The following is a 19,059-nucleotide window of genomic DNA, read 5'->3' on the forward strand; positions in this document are numbered from 1 at the left end:
GATGAGCGACGGGGCGGAAGTGACCACGCAGGATTACCCGGAGATCGACGGCCGTCAGTTCCGGAATGTGCTGGGGCAGTTCTGCACCGGCATCACCGTCATCACCACTATGGACGGCGAGGGCGCCCCGATCGGGTTCGCCTGCCAGTCGTTCGCCGCCCTCTCGCTCGACCCGCCGCTGGTGCTGTTCTGTCCCACCAAGGGCTCGCGGTCCTGGGCCGCGATCGAACGCAACGGGCGTTTCTGCGCCAACGTCCTCGCCGAAGAGCAGCAGCAACTGTGCGCCCGCTTCGGTTCCCGCGAACCCGACAAGTTCGCCGAAACCTCCTGGCGCACCTCAGAGCTGGAGCTACCGCTCCTTGACGACGCGCTGGCCACCATCCAGTGCTCGGTGGACCGTGTCGTCGACGGCGGCGATCACCACATCGTGATCGGCCGTGTGCTGGCCCTGTCGGAGTCGACCACCTCCGGCAGGCCGCTGTTGTTCTATCGCGGCCAGTACACCGCCATCGAACCGGAGAAGACGGTGCCCGCGCCGTGGCGGGCGGATCTCGAGCATTTCCTGACCACGACCACGTTGGATACCTGGTTGTAGGTCCACGACCGCGCGGAATCCTCCGCGTCTCGCCCGGCCGGGCTCGCAGCAACCGGCCGGGCTTCGTCGTTTCCGGCCCGACACCCGGTGCTTCCCGGGTCGCGCCGCCCGAGCCGCCGAGTTCCAGCCGAAACCGCGCCGATAAGTGCTCAGTTGTTGAGCACTTATCGGCGGAGGATGGGTGGTGATCGAACCGACGGACCCGGGAGACGATATGGACGGCACCGTGATCACCTGCACCGATGCGGCGGAGTGGGAGGCCTGGCTGGCGGCGAACCACGATCGTGCTCCGGAGGTGTGGGTGAAGATCGCCAAGAAGGGCGCGCCCGACACCACGATCACGCTGAGCGAGGCGCTGGACGGGGCGCTCTGCTACGGGTGGATCGACAGCATTCGGCGCTGGTACGACGCCCATCATTACGTGCAACGCTATTCGCCCCGCCGGCCGCGCAGCCCCTGGTCGCAGGTCAATGTGGCGAAGGTGGAGGCGTTGCTGGCGGCGGGGCGGATGCGCGCGCCGGGGCTTGCGGCGGTCGAGGCGGCGCGAGCCGATGGGCGCTGGGCCGCCGCCTACGCCTCGCAGCGGGAGGCGACAGTGCCAGAGGATCTCGCGACGGCACTGCGCCGGCAGCCGGCCGCGCGCGAGCGGTTCGAGGCATTGGATCGCACCGGGCAGTATGCGCTGTTGCTGCGCCTGATGAAGAGCGGGACGCAGGTGCAGCGGGAGAATCAGTTGCGGCGGATCCTCGTGGAGCTCGGCGGCGAACCGTAGACCGGATGAACCGCTGCCATCATCTCCCGGTCGTGAGCGCGCGCGGCGGGCTACCGTGATTACCGACCGCGTGCTGAACCGACCCGGGAGGTTTCTTGCGCATCATCGTCCGCGCGCTGTTGCTCGTGCTGGCACTCGTCTGCGGGCCTGCGGTGCTGATTCCCGGCGCGGCCGCCGCACCTGCCGTCGACGACGTCACCGCGCGCCGCATCGACGAGCTGCTGGCGGTGCGGGCCGGGGCGGCGACGCAGAGCAAGGGCGAGTTGATCGAGGTGCTCTCGCGCCAGTTCCTCGGCACCCCGTACGGCGCGAACATGCTCATCGGATCCGCGACCGAGCCCGAACAGCTGGTGGTCGATCTGCGCCGCGTCGACTGCTTCACCTACCTCGACTACGTCGAAGCACTCAGCCGCTCCACCACTCGCGAGGAGTTCATCGCGAACCTCATCGACACCCGCTACACCGGCGGCCGCGTCGAATTCACCCAGCGCAAGCACTTCTTCACCGACTGGGCGCACACCGAACGCATCGCCGCCACCGACATCACCGCAACCCTTCCGGCCCCGACGTTCACCGTGACCAAACACCTGAATGCGAAGGCAGACGGCTCGAACTACCTCCCCGGCCTGCCCGTGGTAGATCGCGAGATCAGCTACATCCCCAGCACCGCCGTCGACGACAACGTCATCGCACACCTGCGCACCGGCGACTACATCGGCGCCTACGCCGACCAACCCGGCCTCGACGTCACCCACGTCGGCATCTTCGTCACCACCCCGAACGGCCCGGTCTTCCGCAACGCCTCCTCGCTGCCCGCCGACAACAAGGTGGCCGACACCCCGTTCCGCGATTACGTCGCCTCGACACCCGGGATCCTCGTTCTGCGGCCGAACTAGTACCCGGCCACCCGCCCTTCCCCTACAGTCGTGCGCATGTCGCACCTCGGTCGAATCACCTCCGATCCGGAGATCTGCCACGGCAAGCCCGTGGTGCGCGGCTTGCGCTATCCGGTCGAGATGCTGCTCGGACTCCTCGCATCTGGGATGGGTACCGAAGACATCCTCGGCGACTATCCCGATCTTCAACCCGAGGACATCCTGGCGGTACTCGAATATGCCGCTGCGGTGACCGCCCAGCAGACGACCGCGATATTCGACGAGGGCGCGTCCGAAGCAGCACGCTCCAAGCGGGTCGACGCCCTGAATGAGCTCACTGAGATGGCCGGCCGCGGCGACTTCGAGATGCTGCTCGACAAGGACGAGTATCGGCGCTGATCAGCTCCTGTCAGCCGCCCTCAGCGGATCCTTTCATGCTGCGGTGCCATGCGGAACGAAGCGGACCTGCGGGTCATCGTCATCGATCGCAATGTTGAGCGATGCATCCAGCGCGCGCGCAAGCTTGGTCAGCAACGGCAGCGTCGGAACCGCATCGGAGCCCTCGATCCTGGAGATCTTCGCCTGTGTCAGGCCGGCTCGGTCTGCGAGTTCGGCTTGCGTGAGCCCGAGTTCGGTACGCCGAAGGTAGATAGCTTCGGCGAGCGCCATCGCGAGCCGAATCTCGGTGCGCGCGTCGACCACTGCCTGGGGTTCGTCCAGAGCCTGAACACGCAGATCCTTCCATCGACTGTGCGGCATCACAGCTCTCCTTGTTCGATCACCCGGATGAACTCGTCGTGAGCCGGTCCGTGTTCGGCTGCACAGATCATCCGCGCCTTGATTGCTCGCTTCACCTCGGCATCCTCGCGATCCTTCGTCTTACGGAAGACCGTGAGCAATACGATCGTCCGGTCGGAACGAAACCAGTAGGTGATGCGTGTGGCCGCCCGTCGAGAGTCGGCCGCAACTCTCGCACTCCCTCGCCAAGGTGGCGCGAAAACGGCTCACCCAGAGTCAGCGCATGCTCGGCTAGTAGCCCGACGTACTCCTCGACCTTCAGGAAGTGTTTGGCCGGCAGAGACTCCAGCCAGGCCCGAACCTCTGGCTCGATCTCGATCGAATACAGCGGATCCACCGCACCAGCGTACATGTTGTTAACGACATATCGCTGTCGAACTGCGGCGATCGAGGACATCTCGGCGGCGATACCCGGAAACGCAAACGGGCCGCGAACGCGAGGGGGTTACGTTCGCGGCCCGGTTCAGAGCAAGGATCAGGCGGTGACTGGCGCCTGTTCCCGCTGGAGTTCCAGCGCAATGTCGATGAGCTGGTCTTCCTGTCCGCCGACGAGCTTGCGCTTGCCTGCGCGGACGAGCATTTCGGCGGCCGAGACTCCGTAGCGTTCGGCCTGGCGTTCGGCGTGGCGCAGGAAGCTGGAGTAGACGCCCGCGTAGCCCATCATCAGCGACTGGCGGTCGAGCAGGCATTCGTGCGGCATGGCCGGGCGGACGACGTCTTCGGCGGCGTCGGCGATGGCGAAGAAATCGATGCCGGTCTTGATGTCGAGCTTGTCGCAGACGCCGACCAGCGCCTCCACCGGGGTGTTGCCCGCGCCCGCGCCGAAGCGGCGGGCGCTGCCGTCGATCTGGGTGGCGCCGGCGCGGATGGCGTAGATCGAGTTCGCGACGGCGAGGTCCAGATTCTCGTGGCCGTGGAAGCCGACCTGGGCGTCGTTGCCCAGTTCGGCGACCAGCGCGGAGACCCGGTCGGCGACCTGCTCGAGCACGAGCGCACCGGCCGAATCCACCACGTACACGCACTGGCAGCCCGCGTCGGCCATGATCCTGGCCTGCTTGGCGAGCGCCTCCGGCGGCTGAGTGTGCGACATCATCAGGAAGCCGACGGTTTCCAGGCCCAGGTCGCGGGCGAGCCCGAAGTGCTGGATGGAGACGTCGGCCTCGGTGCAGTGGGTGGCGATGCGGCAGATGCTCGCGCCATTGTCCTGGGAGATCTTGATGTCTTCCTTGACGCCGACGCCGGGCAGCATGAGCACCGCGATCTTGGCCTGCTTCGCGGTCTCGGCCGCGATGGTGATCAGTTCCTGCTCAGGGGTTTTGGAGAACCCGTAGTTGAACGAGGAGCCGCCGAGGCCGTCACCGTGGGTGACCTCGATGACCGGCACACCGGCGCCGTCGAGCGCGGTGACGATATCGCGCACTTCGGTGGCGGTGAACTGGTGGCGCTTGTGGTGGGACCCGTCACGCAGCGAGGTGTCGGTGACCCGGATATCGAGTTCAGCTGAGAAAGCCATGGGAAACGCTCCTTACACCCGTGCCGAGGCGATCTGCTTGGCCATGACTTCGCCGACCCTGGTGGCGGCGGCGGTCATGATGTCGAGGTTGCCCGCGTAGGGCGGCAGGAAGTCGCCGGCGCCTTCGACCTCGACGAAGACCGAGACCTTCGCCATGCCGCCGGACACCACCGACGGCTCGTCGAACTGGGGCTCGTTGAGCAGCCGGTAGCCGGGCACGTACTGCTGGATGTCGGCGACCATCCGGTGGATGGAGTCGGCGATGGCGTCGGTGTCGGCGTCGTCGGGGATGGCGCAGAAGATGGTGTCGCGCATGATCATCGGCGGTTCGGCCGGGTTCAGGATGATGATGGCCTTACCGCGCTGCGCGCCGCCGATGGTCTCGACGCCCCGGCTGGTGGTCTTGGTGAATTCGTCGATATTGGCGCGGGTACCGGGACCGGCGGACACCGATGAGACCGACGCGACGATTTCGGCGTAGGGCACCGGGACCACGCGCGACACGGCCGCGACGATCGGAATCGTGGCCTGACCACCACAGGTGATCATGTTGACGTTCGGCGCGTCGATATTGGCCCCGAGGTTCACCGGCGGCACCACGGCGGGCCCGACGGCGGCGGGGGTCAGGTCGACGGCGCGAATCCCCTTCTCCGCGTACTTCGGCGCGGCCTCCCGGTGCACGTAGGCCGAGGTGGCCTCGAACACCATGTCGGGCAGTTCGGACTGGCCGAGCAGCCAGTCGACGCCCTCGTGCGAGGTCTCCAGGCCCAGCCCGCGAGCGCGCTTCAAGCCTTCGGACTCGGGATCGATGCCGATCATCCAGCGCGGCTCGATGTGCTCGGAGCGGAGCAGTTTGTACAGCAGATCGGTGCTGATGTTGCCGGACCCGACGATCGCGGCGGTGACGGTCCCTTCGGACACGACGTACCTCCTACGTGAATTGCAAACGGACAGAACCGAGTCCGGCGAACTCGGCATGGAAAGCATCTCCGGGACGCGCGTCGATGGCGCGCGTGCAGGAACCGGGCAGGACCACATCGCCCGCCTTCAACCGGACCCCGAAGCTCGCGACCTTGCGGGCCAGCCACGCCACCGCGATGACCGGATCGCCGAGTACCGCGTCACTGCGGCCCTCGGCGACGACCTCGCCGTTGCGGGTGAGCACCGCATTGATCGACTTGATGTCGATGTCCTTCGGCGCGACCCGCTCCTTGCCGAGCACGAAGCCGGCCGAGGAGGCATTGTCGGAGATGGTGTCGGCCAGGCCGATGTTCCAGTCCTTGATCCGCGAGTCGATGAGCTCGATGGAGGGCGCGAACGCGACGGTGGCGGCGAGCACGTCCTCTTCGGTGCAGTCCGCGCCGGGCAGATCGGCGCCGAGGACGAACCCGACCTCGACCTCCACCCGCGGGAACAGGTAGCGATCGGCCTCGACCGGAACGTCTTCGTAGACTTCCATTTCCGCGAGCAGATGCCCGTAGTCGGGTTCGTCGACGCCCATCATCTGCTGCATCGCCTTCGACGACAGGCCCACCTTGTGCCCGACCACGCGCGCGCCGGATTCGAGCCTGCGCCGGATATTGATCAGCTGGATCTCGTAGGCGTCGACGACGTCGATATCTGGGTGCCGCGCGACCAGCGGATCGATGGCGACCCGGTCGCGTTCGGCGCGCTCGAGTTCGTCGGCCAGTTCGGTTCGTACCGCATCGGACAGCACGTCAGTAATCCTTTCTCTCATGAGCAGGCGCCTGCGTGGTTACGCTGCGCTGCCGGGCCTCCCCCTGCGTCGCCGGGCTGCGCACCCGCTGCCGGGGCGGCCCGCACATGAGGGATTCGTATGTCTCAGAAGCGGTTCCGCTCATGAGAGGTTCCTTTCCGCTGCCGCCGCATCGCGCCGGTCGCTGCGCACTCCGGCCGCCGACCGTCCCGCGCGCCGTCCGGAGAACACGCAGTCGGCCAGCGACAGGCCGCTGACGTAGGAGTCCGAGCAGATGCCGACGGCGGTGCGTCCGGCCGCGTACAGGCCGGGGATATCGGTTCCGTCGGTGGAGCGCACGGCGCCGGTCTCCTCGTCGACGACAACGCCACCGAGGGTGAGCATCGGGCAGGGGTTGATCACGCTCGGCCGGATGGAGACGTTGAGCAGCCAGAACGGGCCGGTGCGCAGCGGGGTGGTGTATTCGGCCGGTTTGCCGACCGGGTCGGGGGCGCCGGTGTCGATGGCCTGGTTGTAGGCGTCGACGGTGGCGCGCAGCCCGGCGGGATCGATGCCGGCCTTGGCCGCGACCTGCTCGATGGTGGCGCCGCGCTTGGCGCTGCGGCGCAGCGGCTCGAACTGGGCGCGCTGGAACCAGGTGCCCTGCGCACCGATCTGGCCGATGGCGGTGCGCATCATCGGCTCGTCGGCCAGCAGCCAGCCGAAGCCGCCGTGCTCGTTGACCAGCTTGTTGCCGACGGCGGCGCCGTAGCGGGTTTCGTCGATGACGCGGCGGCCCTGCCCGTCGACCAGGATGGCGCCGGTGAACGCGCTCGGCGGCAGCAGGAACCGCCAGGCCGAGACGTTGCCCATCCGGTCGGTGGCCGCGCCGACGCGCTGCGCCAGCGTGATGCCGCTGCCGTCGTCGCCGGTGGTGCCCAGCGCCATCCCGCCTTTGTAGGCGGGGGCGTGCTCGGCCACCATCTCGCGGTTGGCGATGAATCCGCCCGCGCTCACGATCACCCCGCGCCGGGCCAGCACCCGGATGGTGGTGCGGTAGCGCTCGTCGATCTGCGCCATCCGCTTCTCCATCGCCTTGCGCAGCGGCGGGTAGTAGATGCCGGGTTTGGCGGCCAGTTTCGCCATGCGGGTGTAGCGCTCGCGGATGCGCCCCGGCGCCCCACGCAGGGTGCGGCATTCGACGCCGATGACGGCGCCGGTGGCGTCGGTGATCAGCTCGGTGGCCTGCGTCAGCGTTTCCACCCGGACCCCGGCCTTCGCCGCGGCGGCGGTCAGCGGACCGGACAACTTCTTGCCGGACACACCGCGCCCGTGCACCCGATGGCCGCGCTGAGCTGCGGGGATGTCGGAGAAGGCGCCGGAGATCTCGCTGCCGGAGTAGTAGAGGTAGTAGTCGTCGTTCGGGTAGGAGGTCTTGTACGGGCACAGCGAGGCCTCGAACGGCACGCCGTGGCCCTTCAGCCAGTCGATCATGGCGGGGCTCTCGTCGACGAACCGCCGCAGCGTCTCCGGACGCACCGCATCGCCGACCTCACGCTCGAGGTAGGCAAGCATCGCTTCGGGGGTGTCGCGCACCCCGGCTTCACGCTGCACGGAGGTACCGCCTCCGGCGTAGATGATCCCGCCCGACAGCGCCGTCGCGCCGCCGCCGGTGAACCGTTCCAGGACCAGCACCTGCGCCCCGTCGGCCGCGGCTTCCAGCGCCGCGCAGGCCCCCGCCGCCCCGAAACCGATGACGATCACGTCGGCGGTCAGGTCCCAATCGAGGCTCATGTACTCCACTCCGGTTCCGCTCCACTTCGGAACTCGCCACTAAACTGGAACGAGTTTCCTTGACGATAAGACTGCTGCGTTCACCCCTGATTAGCAAGGTATACGCACCAACCAATGGATTAACAACCGAAGATTCTATAACGTGTTCTACATGACTGATCGGGAATACGATGTGGTGGTGGTCGGTAGTGGCGCCGCCGGAATGACCGCCGCCCTGACGGCCGCCCATCACGGGCTCAGCGTGGTGGTCCTGGAGAAGGCCGCACACTACGGTGGATCCACCGCTCGCTCCGGTGGTGGAGTGTGGGTTCCCGGAAACAAGGCACTGCTGGCCTCGGGCCGGCCGGACGACCGCGAACAGGCGCGCAAATACCTGCACAGCATCATCGGCGACGTGGTGCCGAAGGAACGGATCGACACCTACATCGATCGCGGCGCGGAAGCGCTGGACTTCGTGCTCGATCACACGCCGCTGAAGCTGAAGTGGGTACCCGGCTACTCCGACTACTACCCGGAGGCTCCCGGAGGCAAGGGCGAGGGACGCTCCTGCGAGCCCAAGCCGTTCGATGCGATGGTGCTCGGCGAGGAGCGGTTCAACCTCGAACCGCCGTACGCCAAGGCCCCGCTCAACGTCGCCGTCATGCAGGAAGACTTCGTGCGGCTCAACCTGATCAAGCGCCACCCCAAGGGCATGATGCGCGCGATGCGCGTCGGCGCGCGCACCTACTGGGCCAAGTTCACCCGCAAGCACCTGCTGGTCATGGGCCAGGCGATCATGGCGGCCATGCGCAAGGGGCTCATGGACGCGAACGTCCCGTTGCTGTTGAACACCCCGATGACCAAGCTCGTGGTGACCGACGGCGCCGTCACCGGCGTCGAAGCCCTCCAGGACGGTAAGCCGGTCACCTTCACCGCGCGTCTGGGCGTCGTCCTCGGCAGCGGCGGTTTCGAGCACAACGCCGAGATGCGCACCAAGTACCAGCGCCAGCCCATCACCACCGAGTGGACCACGGGCGCGGCGGCCAACACCGGCGACGGCATCGTCGCGGGCATGGACGCGGGCGCGGCGATCGGCTTCATGGAAGACGCCTGGTGGGGTCCCACCGTGTTCAAGGGCGGCAAGCCGTGGTTCGCGCTGGCCGAACGGAATCTGCCCGGCAGCATCATGGTGAACGCCGACGGTAAGCGTTTCGGTAATGAGTCCGCTCCTTACGTCGAGGCTGTGCACACCATGTACGGCGGCGAATACGGTCAGGGTGAGGGTCCGGGCGAGAACATCCCCGCCTGGCTGGTGTTCGACCAGCGTTATCGGAACCGCTACATCTTCGCCGGGCTACAGCCAGGCCAGCGGTTCCCGTCCCGCTGGATGGAAAACGATTTCATCGTCAAGGCCGACACCATCGAGGAACTGGCCGAAAAACTCGGCGTGCCCGCCGACAACCTGACCGCCACCGTCGCGCGGTTCAACAGCTTCGCCGACACCGGCAAGGACGAGGACTTCGGCCGCGGCGACAGCCACTACGACCGCTACTACGGCGACCCGACCGTCAAGCCCAATCCGTGCCTCGCGGCGCTGGTCCAGGGCCCGTTCTACGCGGCCAAGATCGTGCCGGGCGATCTCGGCACCAAGGGTGGACTGGTGGCCGACACGGCCGGGCGGGTGCTGCGCGAGGACGGCACACCGATCGAGGGGCTCTACGCCTCCGGCAACTGCTCGACGCCGGTCATGGGCCACACCTACGCCGGGCCGGGCGCGACCATCGGGCCCGCGATCACCTTCGGTTACCTGGCCGTGCTGGATATCGCGGAGCGCAAGAAGTCGGAGTCCGCGCGGGCGTCGGCCGAGGTTTAGGAGATGGCCCGGGTCGGGCGGTGGGCGGTGGGCCTCGCGTCCCACGAGGCGGGCGATCCGCTGCCGCGCACCGCGCCCGCTGGGCAGGATGACGGAAACGGCGGCACCGTTTTGTCCACAATCATGCACAAGGAGAACTGATGCCCATCGACCCGAAGATCGCGCTCGGCGCCGAACTGCCGAGCCGGGAGTTCGCGTGGACGGCGTCCGACGTCCAGCTGTATCAGCTCGGCCTCGGCGCGGGCGCGCGCTGGACCGATCCCGCCGAACTGCGCTACCTCGACGACCGCACCCCGCAGGTGCTGCCGACGTTCGCGACCGTCGCGCAGACCCTGAACGAGACCGAGCCGCCGAAGGTCAGCTTCCCCGGCATCGATATCGACCTGGCGAAGGTGGTGCACGGCCACCAGGAAATCGAGGTGCATCGCCCCATTCCGGCGTCGGGTAAGGCGACCGGCACCGGGCGGATCAGCGAGATCTGGGACAAGGGCTCGGCAGCGGTCGTGGTGCAGGAGCACACCATCACCGGTTCCGACGGCTCGCCCCTGTGGACGGCCCGCTCGTCCATCTTCGCGAAGGGCGAGGGCGGTTTCGGTGGCGAACGCGGCCCCAGCACCAAGTCCGAACTGCCCGACCGTGCACCGGATTTCGACGTCACCACGCCGACGCTGCCGCAGCAGGCACTGCTCTACCGGATGCTCGGTGACCGCAATCCCCTGCACTCGGATCCCGAATTCGCCCGCGCCGCAGGGTTTCCCAACCCGATCCTGCACGGCCTGTGCACCTACGGCATCGTCTGCAAGACCGCGACGGACACCGTGCTCGATTCCGACGCTTCCCGCGTCACCGGTTTCCGGGCGCGGTTCGCCGGTGTGCTCTATCCCGGTGAGACGATCCGCACCCGGATCTGGCGTGGTGCGGGCGAGCTGATCATCGGCGCGAGCGTGGTCGAGCGCGACGATGCGCCGGTGCTGGCGGATGTGCGGTTGAGCTACCGCGACTGACCTCTGCTTGCGGCTACCGGCCGGTACGAAGGTCCCGAGCGGAATTCCGTTCGGGACCTTCGCTTATCCCGGCCGCTCCGGTCGGCACGATGATCGGATCCGGCTTCGACCCGGCGGGTGGACCGATGCGGGCCACGCCGATGATCACCTATCGGTGACCGACATCGATGCGGCCCCGCACCGGGCCGACCAATCGCCGGTTTCGCGGCCCGCGGCCAATTACCCTGAGGGCTGTGCACCCGGTGGCCAGGGAGTTCTCCGCGTACGGCCCATCGCACTGGATTGTGCTCGCGGTGTTCGCGGCCGGGGCGGCCGCGGTGGTGGTGATCGGGCGGCGGGAGGAGGAGACCAGCGCCGCGAGTGCGTTCAGCCGGGCGTTCGGGCTGGTGACCCTGGGGATCTATCTGGTGGTCTTGGGGTCGACCATGTTTCCGCCGACCGTGGGGCAATCCGTTCCATTGCGGCTGACCGACTTGGCGACGGTGGTGTCGGGGGTCGCGTTGCTGACACGTTGGCCGTGGGCTTATGCGCTGACTTATTACTGGTGCCTGACCTTGAGTACGCAGGCATTGGTGTCACCGGCGTTGGAGAGCCCGGACTTCCCGCATTACGAGTTCCTGGGGTTCTGGGCCATTCATCTGCTCGTGGTGTGGGCTGCGATCTATTTGACCTGGGGTGTCGGGATGCGACCCGACTGGCGTAGTTACCGGCTGGCGGTGGGGGCGACGATCGCGTGGGTGGCGATCACCTTCGTGTTCAATTCGCTGGCCGGCACCAACTATGGGTTCGTCAACCGGAAACCCTCGACACCCTCGCTGCTCGATGTGCTGGGGCCCTGGCCGTGGTACCTGGGCACCGTCGCGATCATCTTGCTCGTGGTGTGGGCGTTGATGACCTGGCCGTGGGTTCGGCACCGGGACCGACAGGCGTAAATAATCATCGCCTGATCCCAGTCTGCGGCGCCGCACCCGGGCCGGTGGTCAGCGAGTGGCGGCTCAGCTGAAGGACTCGGGGCCGAAGCGGCCCCAGGCGACGAAGGCCGCGAGTGCGAGGTAGACCAAGTTGAGCGCCACGAACTTGTACTGCTGGTAGCGGGCGTGCGTGATCATCGCGCCGATCATCAGCAGGATCCAGCAGACGGCCGTCACCGCGACCATGACGGGGGCGATGTCGAGCACGGCGGGCAGGATCAGACCGGCCGCAGCCAGGATTTCCACCACGCCGAGGGTTTTGACGAAGCCGGAACTCGCGTGCTCGGTCCAGCCGCCGCCGGACTTCGCGCCCAGCTCGTCGAGTTTGTCCTTGGGCATGAACGCTTTCGAGGCGCCGCCGAACAAGGCGATGGCGGCCAGCAGTCCGGCGGAGATCCAGAGGGCGAGGTTCATGAGCTTTCTCCTGACATGCGCGCGACCGGGCCGGGCCGGTCACCGACGGCGGTTCCCGTCGTGGAACTGATCGCGCATTAGATGCCGCGCACGCCGTGGTTGTGACGGCCCTCGGACGTGATGTGGGTCATGCTTTCGTCGTGACGGCTGCTATGCGTATACGTATACTGCAAAGGTGTTGGATCCTTTGAGCCTCGCCGTCGGCGGTGGCCTGGTGCTGGTCGGCTGGGCTGTCGGCCGGTTCGCGCAGCGCCGGCCTCGGCAGGCGAAGCAGATTCGCCCGCGCTGCGGATGCGGGCACGACCTGGCCTTGCACGATCGCTCGACGGGCAAGTGCCACGCCGAGATCTCACGGCGCGGCATGCACGGCATGCGGGAATGGGTGAGCTGCAACTGTCAGCGCTACACCGGGCCGACCCCGCTGGAAGATGTTTTCGCGCCGCCGATCCTTCCGCCGGAATCCTGATCGGGCGCCCGGAGGTGCGCGCCGCTGTGCGAGGATGGACCTACGTGACGGGAAGGATCCAGCCGTGACTATGGGCATGGTGCTAGGTGACCGAGCTGCCGCGCTTCGAGCGTGCGAGCGACCGTCCGTGCCCTCCTGGTGACAGCCAGATAGCCTCGTCGTACTCCGGCTCGAAGCGTTGCTGATACAAGGCACCTTCGAACAGTTCTGGAGTACCTCATGTCGATGGTCCAGTGGACCGAGGACGGAATCGCCCGCTCCGCACGCTGGCATTCCGAAAGCGATGCGCCGGCACCGGTTCGCGTAGTCGTCGTCGACGACCGCACCACCGCGAAGTCGGCGTACCGCATGGCCCGCAACGGGATCGGACTGCTGTGGCGCGGCGACTTCCACAACGCACGCCAACTGTTGCGCGCGGTGGACCGGCTACAGAGCTCGCGTTCCGGGCCGACCGGAGACGGGGCGGCGGAGCTGTTCCATCGCCATCGCGCCAAGCGCACCGAGCGCGCGCGGGTACTCGGCCGCATGATGGTGCTGCTCGAGCCCGACCACTCGCTGCACCTGCGCCGGGCACCCGACGTGCGCGCGGCCTGCGATCACGCCTACGGCGCGACCACCGAGAGCACCTGTGTGTCGCTGACCGAACTGCTCGGAGTGCTCGGCGCCTACCAGTGGCATCAGCGCGGCGTCGAGATCGAGGCGTTGGACGCGCGTATCCATCCCTCGTACGGCGTGTTCTCGCCGGTGCGCGGGGAGTACATCGACCTCGTCGCCGAGGCGCCGTTCGACGGAGGCGCCGCACCCGCGACGGTGTTCGATCTCGGCACCGGGACCGGAGTGCTCGCCGCCGTCCTCGCCCGCCGTGGGGCGCGGCGGGTGGTGGGCACCGATATCAACCGGCGCGCGGTGAACTGCGCCGCGGCGAATATGCGGCGGCTCGGGTTCGCCGACCGGGTGCAGATCATCGAGGCCGATCTGTGGCCGAGTGGCCGCGCGGACCTGGTGGTGTGTAATCCACCCTGGCTGCCCGCGCAGCCGAGCTCGGACCTCGAACTCGGCGTCTATGACCCGGATTCCGTTGTGCTGCATCGTTTCCTGGACGGACTGGCCGCGCACCTCACCCCCGCCGGTGAGGGCTGGCTGGTGCTGTCCGACCTCGCCGAGCACCTCGGGCTGCGCACCCGCGGCGCGTTGCCCGCCCGCATCGCCGCCGCCGGTCTGCGCGTGGTGAGCAGGCACGATACGCAACCACGGCACGCTCGCGCGACCGACGCCGCCGACCCGCTGCACGAAGCGAGGCGGCGGGAGGTCACCTCGCTGTGGCGGCTGGTGCCGGTGTCGACGGTGGGCCGAGCCGGTGGCGCGGCGCGATCGGGCGCTCAGTGGTAGAAGCAGACCAGGTCGCAGTCGCGTTCCACGCAGGTATTGGTCCATCCGCGCAGTTCGGATAGGGAATCGACCAGTGAAGCGTCCTCGATGGTGGTCAGGTCGGCGGCGTTCAGGGATTCGGCGAGGGGTTTCAGTTCGGCCAGGGCGAGGTGGCCGATCGAAGGGAAGTCATCGATCGGCGGTAGGTCGACCGGGGCGCCGGAGTAGATGAGGTCGGTGGGGTCGAAGTCGATATCGAGGGCACGCAGCGCCGCGCCGACCGCATCGAAGCCATGGCTGCGGAACGGATACCAGTGCCCATTGGGTAGCCAGCCGCCGAATTGTTCGCACAGCACCTTCAGCGCGTAGCCGTAGGCCCAGCCTTCGGAACCGGTGGGCTCCTGGGCGAAGAAGAGCTCGCGTAGGGCCGTGCGGATGGCGGCCTCGTCGAGGGCATGCGCATGCACCTGCATCATCCAGTCGAAGAAATCCTCCGGATCGGAGGTGAATGTTGACGGTGCGTTCAGGTACTTGGTTTCGACCGCATAGGGCATCACGCCGTATCCCACCCCACGGCTCCTTATCTCTCGAGGAACGATCCGAGCGCGCTCCGTGTCGATCGCTCGTGGTGCCACCCTAGCGCGGGGGTATGACAGATTTCGCCGGGCGACGGACAGCCGGAAGATGGCCGGCGGCAACGAGCTACAGCATCGGGAGTGGAATATTCAGTCGTTGAATATTGCAGGTTCGAACTCCAATTCTTCTGCGGCATAACGCATTACATGTCGGCACAGCGTGTTATCTTGGGTTCGGGGTTCTTCAGGGCGGTGTCTGGTGTGCAACAGCGAACCATCTGCTGTGGGCGCGGTGTGGTGGCGAAGGGCCGGGCGGCCCGGATGAGGTAAAAGCCCAGCATGGCTTCCGCGGCAGTGCCATTGCTCTACCCGTTTGCGGGTCGAACGGCCCGCCCTCGATGGGGAGGAAACCATGCAGGACACCGGATCCACCGTGCCGCGCCGCCAGCTCGGCCGCTATCTGATGGATTGGCGCACCCGCGCCGGACTCAGCCAGCCGCAGGCAGCGGGCCTACTCGGCATCGGTTCCACCAGCCTGTACCGGCTCGAACACGGACAGAACGACAGAGTCAACATCGGCCACGTCGAAGCCGCCTGCGAGCTGTACGGGGTGCCCGACCACCTCGTCGCCGCCTACGTCGGGCTGGCGCGGCAGGCGAGCGAGAAGAGCTGGTGGCATGAGTTCGGGGATCTGATCCCCGAGACGTTCGACGTGTACATGGGGTTGGAAGCGGCGGCGCAGAAGTTCATTTCGTATCACGTGGAGTTGGTGCCGGGGATTGTGCAGACGGCGGATTACACACGGGCGTTGGTCCGGGAAGCGCTTCCTGGCGAGACTCCCGCCGAACACGAACGTCGCGTCCAGCTACGGCAATACCGGCAGATGATCGTCACGCGGAAGCGTCAGCCGGCGGATGTCGACATCGTCCTACATGAACCGGTCCTGCGGCGCACGATCGGTGACAGAAAGACAATGGCCGCCCAGCTCAAACGACTCGCAGACCTGAGCACGCGGCCGAACGTCTCCATTCGAGTCATGCCCAACGAGGCGGGCATCCCGGGTGGACGTGCGGTTGGTCAGTTCACGATCCTAGAGTTCGGTACCAACCGCGCGGGCCTTCCCATCGAGCCGCCTGTGGTCTACGTGCCGGGGCTGGTTGGCGACATGTATTTCGAGAAACCAAAGGATGTGCACCGGTACCATCAGGCGTACAAGGCATTCCAGGATTCTGCGCTGGATGACGTGGATAGCAGGGGCTTGCTCCGCCAGGTAGCTAAGGAGTTTCTACAGTGAACAAAGATTTATCTGACGCCCGGTGGTTCAAAAGCAGCCGCAGCGACGCCGTCAAGGACTGCGTGGAAGTCGCGTTCCTGGATGCAGGTCTGGTGGGCGTCCGCGACTCCAAGAACCCGAGCGGAGGCGCGCTCGTCTTCCGCTCGAGCGCGTGGGACGCATTCACCGCCGGAATCGCGAGCGGCAAGTTCGGACGTCGGTAGCAAGCGGCAAGTTCGGCCGTCATCAAAGCATCGAGCCCTGGGCAGGCAGCCTGTCCAGGGCTCATGCTTGCTTCCATTCCCGCCCGCGTCGAGATCTCCAGGTTCAGATCACCACCCCCGTCCTGGCATCAGACCACGACAGCGGGCAACGCGGTCTACCCCTGCGGAATATCCTGACCAGTCTTCGTAACCTGCTGCCCGGTGCCATCATCGGTCTCGATCAGGTTCGCAATCGACTTGGCGACGACCTGCTGAATCAGTTTGACCGTCTCGATGTGCTCCTTCAGCACAGCGTCGAGTGATTGGTTCGTGCCGGTTGCCTTCAACGAAAACTTCTCGCGCAAAGCATCACCTGAGGGAAAGCTGCCGAAGCCTTCGAGATCGGTAACTCGCTGAATTTTGTCGTAGATGAGGTCCAGCTTGTCCAGGTAGTTTCGGCACACAAGGTCGAGACCTGCGCCGACATCCTTGTCCAAGGTCAGCTCACCGGCATTTGCCTGGTCCAGCAACTGGCGCCATTGGTTCGGGTCTACACCACCGAGGTCTAGGACGCTCACCATTCCCCCTAGTTCTCGGGCAGGTATTCGCCCAGGTCAGCAGCGTGTCGGTTCGCGACCAGACACATGTCCTCTTTCGCGCCCACCGAGGCACGCGCCCCTGCCGCGAACATCACGATGCCCTGCGGAATCTCGACCGCGATATTGCACCTCAAGTCGTGCGCGGACCCCGACTTGCGGAACTGGATGGCGCGATGCGATCCGACTGTGATGTCAGTGAACTCGGTGAAATCATCGCGAGCCTTTACCTCATCGAGAGTCGGTGTCCCGGAAGAGACGGTCAGCCAGTACCAACCTGCATCCGCTTTCCAGGTGCAGATCTTCCAGCCGCCTTCGGTGAAGTCGACATCTGCGATGCCTGACTCCTTGGAACTGGGGTCCATTCCGGTGCCGGACACTGCCGATTCCGGCAGCGCACACGGATCCCACAGCGCCCCCTCGTCGGATTTCGCGCTCGTACTGGCCGCCGCGCTCCCGGTTCCCGAGGTCTGCCCGCTGTCCGGGCTGGTCGCCACGCTCTCCACCGCCGTTGGCGAACCCTCGGTCGACCCGGAGCACCCGGCAACCCCGAGCATCGCTGCCGCGAGCAGGACCGCTCCGCGTACGCGCCCGGCGCAACGGAACCCGCTGTTGTCCACGGACACGTAGCCCCCTTCAGTACCCATAAAGGCCGCCGCGAGCCGACACCGACCGGCTCGGCCCACCCGACACATTTCCCCAGCACGCTACCGCCCACCCCGACCCCCAACAACCCCGGGAGCTTCACGCCGATGTGGAGGTCGCACACCGTATAGCGAGCTCGCACTGGCTAGAACCTATGCGAACTCGCGGTAGCCTGTGCGACCTCGCCATACGGTGGCGGACGCCGCGCGCCAGGGCCGGGCGGCGATTACTGAGGCTCTGGCCAATGGTGCCGGAGCGGCCTCGATTGGTAGCGTGGATCGACCAGAGCACGATCAGGGCGGGGTGGGATGAGCGACGACTACGAGGAGTACCGGCGCAAAGTCATCGATGCGCAGCGGCAGTGGAATCAGGATCGGTCGGCGATCTATATCGGGACAGCGCTCGTCGCCTCGACATTCGATGGGCAGTACGAGGATCCGCGGATCAAAGGGCCCGATAACTACGACACGATGACGCTGGCCGAGATGGTGCAGAAGGTCAACGAGATGAAGCCGGAGCTGGTCGAGGCCGCGGGGGCGGCCTGGTGGCAGATCGGCAAGGACATCAAAGACGCTGCGGCGGCGTTCAACACCGAATTTCAGAAGACGGTGGGCGGCGAAGGCAAGGCCCCGGCGTGGGGTGGCGTTTCCGGAGCGAAGGCCGTCGAGGCGGTCAATACCTATGCGACCCGCACAGAACCGCTCAGCACCGCTGCCCATCTCGTCGGTAACAAGCTGCACGAGCTGGTGACCGGCCTGCACCAGACCAAAGCGCTGATGCCCACCGCCGAACCGCCGAAAGACCTGGACGGCAAGGTTCTTCCGCCCGACGGGATCATGAAGGAAGGCGATTACACCGCCGAAGAAGCCGAGGACGAGGGGCGGCGGATTCTGCGCACCGTCTACGGGCAGGTCGCGCATCAGACCGACCATGGTGTTCCGGTGCTGCCCGCCGCGCCGAAGGTCGTCGACGACGGGCCGGATCAGCCGTACGTTCCGCCTGGTGAGGGCGGCGGCGAGAACGGCGGCGGGGGCGGCGACAACGGTGGCGGCACGGGTGAGAACGGTGGGGGTACCGGTGAGAACGGTGGCGGCACGGGCGAAACCGGCGGTGGCGAGGACACCGGTGGCGAGACCAGCACCGAACCGGAAGACACCGGCACCACCGCCGCGAGCACCGAAACCCAGAGCACTCCACAAACCACCAGCACACCGACCGACACCGGACGGCCGACGACGACGGGAACCGGCACGCCGACCGGCACCGGCTACCTGCCCGGCGGCTCCGGAGGTTCGGGGTCGGGTTCCGGATTCCCCGGGCGCGGCGGCGGTTCGGGCGGCGGTGGATCGGCTGGCGGCAGCGGCCAGCCGGGGGCGGGACGCAGCTTGCCCGGCGGTGGGCAGCCCCAGTCGGGCGCGGCGCCCGCGCCGGCCGCGGCCGGGCGTGGTGGTGCGGCCGGAGCCGGCCGGATGGGTATGGGTGGTATGCCGATGGGCGGCATGGGCGGCGCGCGGGGCGGCGGCCAGGACGAGGAGAAGTCGGGTACCTCGGGGATCAAGGATTATCTGATCACCCAGGAACACGGCGAGGAACTCACCGGGCTGGATTCGATACCCAAGACCGTGCCGCCGGTGATCGGCGAGGGGTGA

General features: G+C 66.9%; 21 protein-coding genes. 12 read left to right on the forward strand and 9 right to left on the reverse strand.

The features are described from left to right. Position 1 precedes the first annotated feature (1 nt). The 4 genes from hsaB (at position 2) to AC5W7N_RS02360 (ending at position 2,641) form a co-directional block, all read left to right on the forward strand. Positions 2-595, forward strand: coding sequence for a 3-hydroxy-9,10-secoandrosta-1,3,5(10)-triene-9,17-dione monooxygenase reductase subunit (gene hsaB / locus AC5W7N_RS02345; protein WP_194991497.1), 594 nt, complete (start codon positions 2-4; stop codon positions 593-595). 184 nt (positions 596-779) lie between these two features. Next, positions 780-1,367: a YdeI/OmpD-associated family protein gene (locus tag AC5W7N_RS02350; protein WP_324191366.1), complete on the forward strand. Its 588-nt coding sequence runs from the start codon at positions 780-782 to the stop codon at positions 1,365-1,367. Positions 1,368-1,462: 95 nt separating this feature from the next. Then, positions 1,463-2,263 (forward strand): DUF1460 domain-containing protein, encoded by an 801-nt coding sequence (locus tag AC5W7N_RS02355; protein WP_195020541.1) that lies wholly within the window; start codon positions 1,463-1,465, stop codon positions 2,261-2,263. Positions 2,264-2,299: 36 nt separating this feature from the next. Then, positions 2,300-2,641, forward strand: a complete 342-nt coding sequence (locus AC5W7N_RS02360) for a DUF433 domain-containing protein (RefSeq protein ID WP_163813967.1) — start codon at positions 2,300-2,302, stop codon at positions 2,639-2,641. Between the two features lie 33 nt (positions 2,642-2,674). Here AC5W7N_RS02360 and AC5W7N_RS02365 read toward each other — a convergent pair whose 3' ends face one another. The 5 genes from AC5W7N_RS02365 to AC5W7N_RS02385 all read right to left on the reverse strand — a co-directional run bounded on the left by AC5W7N_RS02365 (position 2,675) and on the right by AC5W7N_RS02385 (position 8,043). Next, on the reverse strand, positions 2,675-3,001 hold the full coding sequence (locus AC5W7N_RS02365; RefSeq protein WP_163813966.1) for a helix-turn-helix domain-containing protein: 327 nt from the start codon (positions 2,999-3,001) through the stop codon (positions 2,675-2,677). A gap of 514 nt (positions 3,002-3,515) precedes the next feature. Beyond that, positions 3,516-4,553, reverse strand: coding sequence for a 4-hydroxy-2-oxovalerate aldolase (gene dmpG / locus AC5W7N_RS02370; protein ID WP_014348786.1), 1,038 nt, complete (start codon positions 4,551-4,553; stop codon positions 3,516-3,518). 12 nt (positions 4,554-4,565) lie between these two features. Further along, a complete protein-coding gene (locus AC5W7N_RS02375) occupies positions 4,566-5,474 on the reverse strand; it encodes an acetaldehyde dehydrogenase (acetylating) (protein ID WP_036532626.1) in 909 nt (302 codons plus the stop codon). A gap of 10 nt (positions 5,475-5,484) precedes the next feature. Continuing rightward, positions 5,485-6,270, reverse strand: coding sequence for a 2-keto-4-pentenoate hydratase (locus AC5W7N_RS02380; RefSeq protein ID WP_163813964.1), 786 nt, complete (start codon positions 6,268-6,270; stop codon positions 5,485-5,487). 141 nt (positions 6,271-6,411) lie between these two features. Further along, positions 6,412-8,043 carry an FAD-binding protein gene (locus AC5W7N_RS02385; RefSeq protein WP_195020540.1) on the reverse strand — a complete coding sequence of 544 codons (1,632 nt, stop codon included), beginning with the start codon at positions 8,041-8,043 and terminating at the stop codon, positions 6,412-6,414. A gap of 142 nt (positions 8,044-8,185) precedes the next feature. Between AC5W7N_RS02385 and kstD the strand changes: the two genes are divergently transcribed. The 3 genes from kstD to AC5W7N_RS02400 all read left to right on the forward strand — a co-directional run bounded on the left by kstD (position 8,186) and on the right by AC5W7N_RS02400 (position 11,831). Next, a complete protein-coding gene (kstD, locus tag AC5W7N_RS02390; RefSeq protein WP_195006925.1) occupies positions 8,186-9,895 on the forward strand; it encodes a 3-oxosteroid 1-dehydrogenase in 1,710 nt (569 codons plus the stop codon). 140 nt (positions 9,896-10,035) lie between these two features. Then, positions 10,036-10,899 carry an enoyl-CoA hydratase ChsH3 gene (locus tag AC5W7N_RS02395; protein ID WP_195020539.1) on the forward strand — a complete coding sequence of 288 codons (864 nt, stop codon included), beginning with the start codon at positions 10,036-10,038 and terminating at the stop codon, positions 10,897-10,899. A gap of 233 nt (positions 10,900-11,132) precedes the next feature. Then, on the forward strand, positions 11,133-11,831 hold the full coding sequence (locus tag AC5W7N_RS02400) for a YwaF family protein (protein WP_324197384.1): 699 nt from the start codon (positions 11,133-11,135) through the stop codon (positions 11,829-11,831). A 63-nt stretch (positions 11,832-11,894) separates the two neighbouring features. Here the strand turns inward: AC5W7N_RS02400 and AC5W7N_RS02405 are convergent, their stop codons facing one another. Then, positions 11,895-12,284 (reverse strand): DoxX family protein, encoded by a 390-nt coding sequence (locus AC5W7N_RS02405; protein ID WP_195020537.1) that lies wholly within the window; start codon positions 12,282-12,284, stop codon positions 11,895-11,897. A gap of 175 nt (positions 12,285-12,459) precedes the next feature. Between AC5W7N_RS02405 and AC5W7N_RS02410 the strand changes: the two genes are divergently transcribed. Beyond that, on the forward strand, positions 12,460-12,750 hold the full coding sequence (locus AC5W7N_RS02410) for a hypothetical protein (RefSeq protein ID WP_280213614.1): 291 nt from the start codon (positions 12,460-12,462) through the stop codon (positions 12,748-12,750). 219 nt (positions 12,751-12,969) lie between these two features. Further along, positions 12,970-14,139, forward strand: coding sequence for a methyltransferase (locus AC5W7N_RS02415; protein ID WP_195020536.1), 1,170 nt, complete (start codon positions 12,970-12,972; stop codon positions 14,137-14,139). Here the strand turns inward: AC5W7N_RS02415 and AC5W7N_RS02420 are convergent. Then, positions 14,130-14,687: a DUF7691 family protein gene (locus AC5W7N_RS02420; RefSeq protein ID WP_495923169.1), complete on the reverse strand. Its 558-nt coding sequence runs from the start codon at positions 14,685-14,687 to the stop codon at positions 14,130-14,132. The two genes, AC5W7N_RS02415 and AC5W7N_RS02420, sit on opposite strands and share 10 nt — an antisense overlap. A gap of 418 nt (positions 14,688-15,105) precedes the next feature. On the opposite strand from AC5W7N_RS02420, the gene AC5W7N_RS02425 reads away from it, so the two are divergent. Next, positions 15,106-15,987 (forward strand): helix-turn-helix domain-containing protein, encoded by an 882-nt coding sequence (locus AC5W7N_RS02425; protein ID WP_490724535.1) that lies wholly within the window; start codon positions 15,106-15,108, stop codon positions 15,985-15,987. After that, positions 15,984-16,190: a DUF397 domain-containing protein gene (locus AC5W7N_RS02430; RefSeq protein ID WP_195020533.1), complete on the forward strand. Its 207-nt coding sequence runs from the start codon at positions 15,984-15,986 to the stop codon at positions 16,188-16,190. The genes AC5W7N_RS02425 and AC5W7N_RS02430 overlap by 4 nt, the downstream gene beginning before the upstream one ends. A 155-nt stretch (positions 16,191-16,345) precedes the next feature. Here AC5W7N_RS02430 and AC5W7N_RS02435 read toward each other — a convergent pair whose 3' ends face one another. Both AC5W7N_RS02435 and AC5W7N_RS02440 read right to left on the reverse strand, forming a co-directional pair. Continuing rightward, a complete protein-coding gene (locus AC5W7N_RS02435; protein ID WP_195020532.1) occupies positions 16,346-16,747 on the reverse strand; it encodes a hypothetical protein in 402 nt (133 codons plus the stop codon). A gap of 8 nt (positions 16,748-16,755) precedes the next feature. Next, positions 16,756-17,262, reverse strand: a complete 507-nt coding sequence (locus tag AC5W7N_RS02440; protein WP_495923171.1) for a DUF3558 domain-containing protein — start codon at positions 17,260-17,262, stop codon at positions 16,756-16,758. A gap of 456 nt (positions 17,263-17,718) precedes the next feature. Between AC5W7N_RS02440 and AC5W7N_RS02445 the strand changes: the two genes are divergently transcribed. After that, a complete protein-coding gene (locus AC5W7N_RS02445; protein WP_195020530.1) occupies positions 17,719-19,059 on the forward strand; it encodes a hypothetical protein in 1,341 nt (446 codons plus the stop codon).

Source organism: Nocardia sp. CDC519 (genome assembly GCF_059509835.1).

Coding starts and splice junctions, on each gene's coding strand:
- hsaB (WP_194991497.1), top strand. CDS start 2: ATGAGCGACGGGGCGGAAGTGACCACGCAGGATTACCCGGAGATCGAC.
- AC5W7N_RS02360 (WP_163813967.1), top strand. CDS start 2,300: ATGTCGCACCTCGGTCGAATCACCTCCGATCCGGAGATCTGCCACGGC.
- AC5W7N_RS02365 (WP_163813966.1), bottom strand. CDS start 3,001: ATGCCGCACAGTCGATGGAAGGATCTGCGTGTTCAGGCTCTGGACGAA.
- dmpG (WP_014348786.1), bottom strand. CDS start 4,553: ATGGCTTTCTCAGCTGAACTCGATATCCGGGTCACCGACACCTCGCTG.
- AC5W7N_RS02385 (WP_195020540.1), bottom strand. CDS start 8,043: ATGAGCCTCGATTGGGACCTGACCGCCGACGTGATCGTCATCGGTTTC.
- AC5W7N_RS02395 (WP_195020539.1), top strand. CDS start 10,036: ATGCCCATCGACCCGAAGATCGCGCTCGGCGCCGAACTGCCGAGCCGG.
- AC5W7N_RS02405 (WP_195020537.1), bottom strand. CDS start 12,284: ATGAACCTCGCCCTCTGGATCTCCGCCGGACTGCTGGCCGCCATCGCC.
- AC5W7N_RS02415 (WP_195020536.1), top strand. CDS start 12,970: ATGTCGATGGTCCAGTGGACCGAGGACGGAATCGCCCGCTCCGCACGC.
- AC5W7N_RS02425 (WP_490724535.1), top strand. CDS start 15,106: ATGCAGGACACCGGATCCACCGTGCCGCGCCGCCAGCTCGGCCGCTAT.
- AC5W7N_RS02445 (WP_195020530.1), top strand. CDS start 17,719: ATGAGCGACGACTACGAGGAGTACCGGCGCAAAGTCATCGATGCGCAG.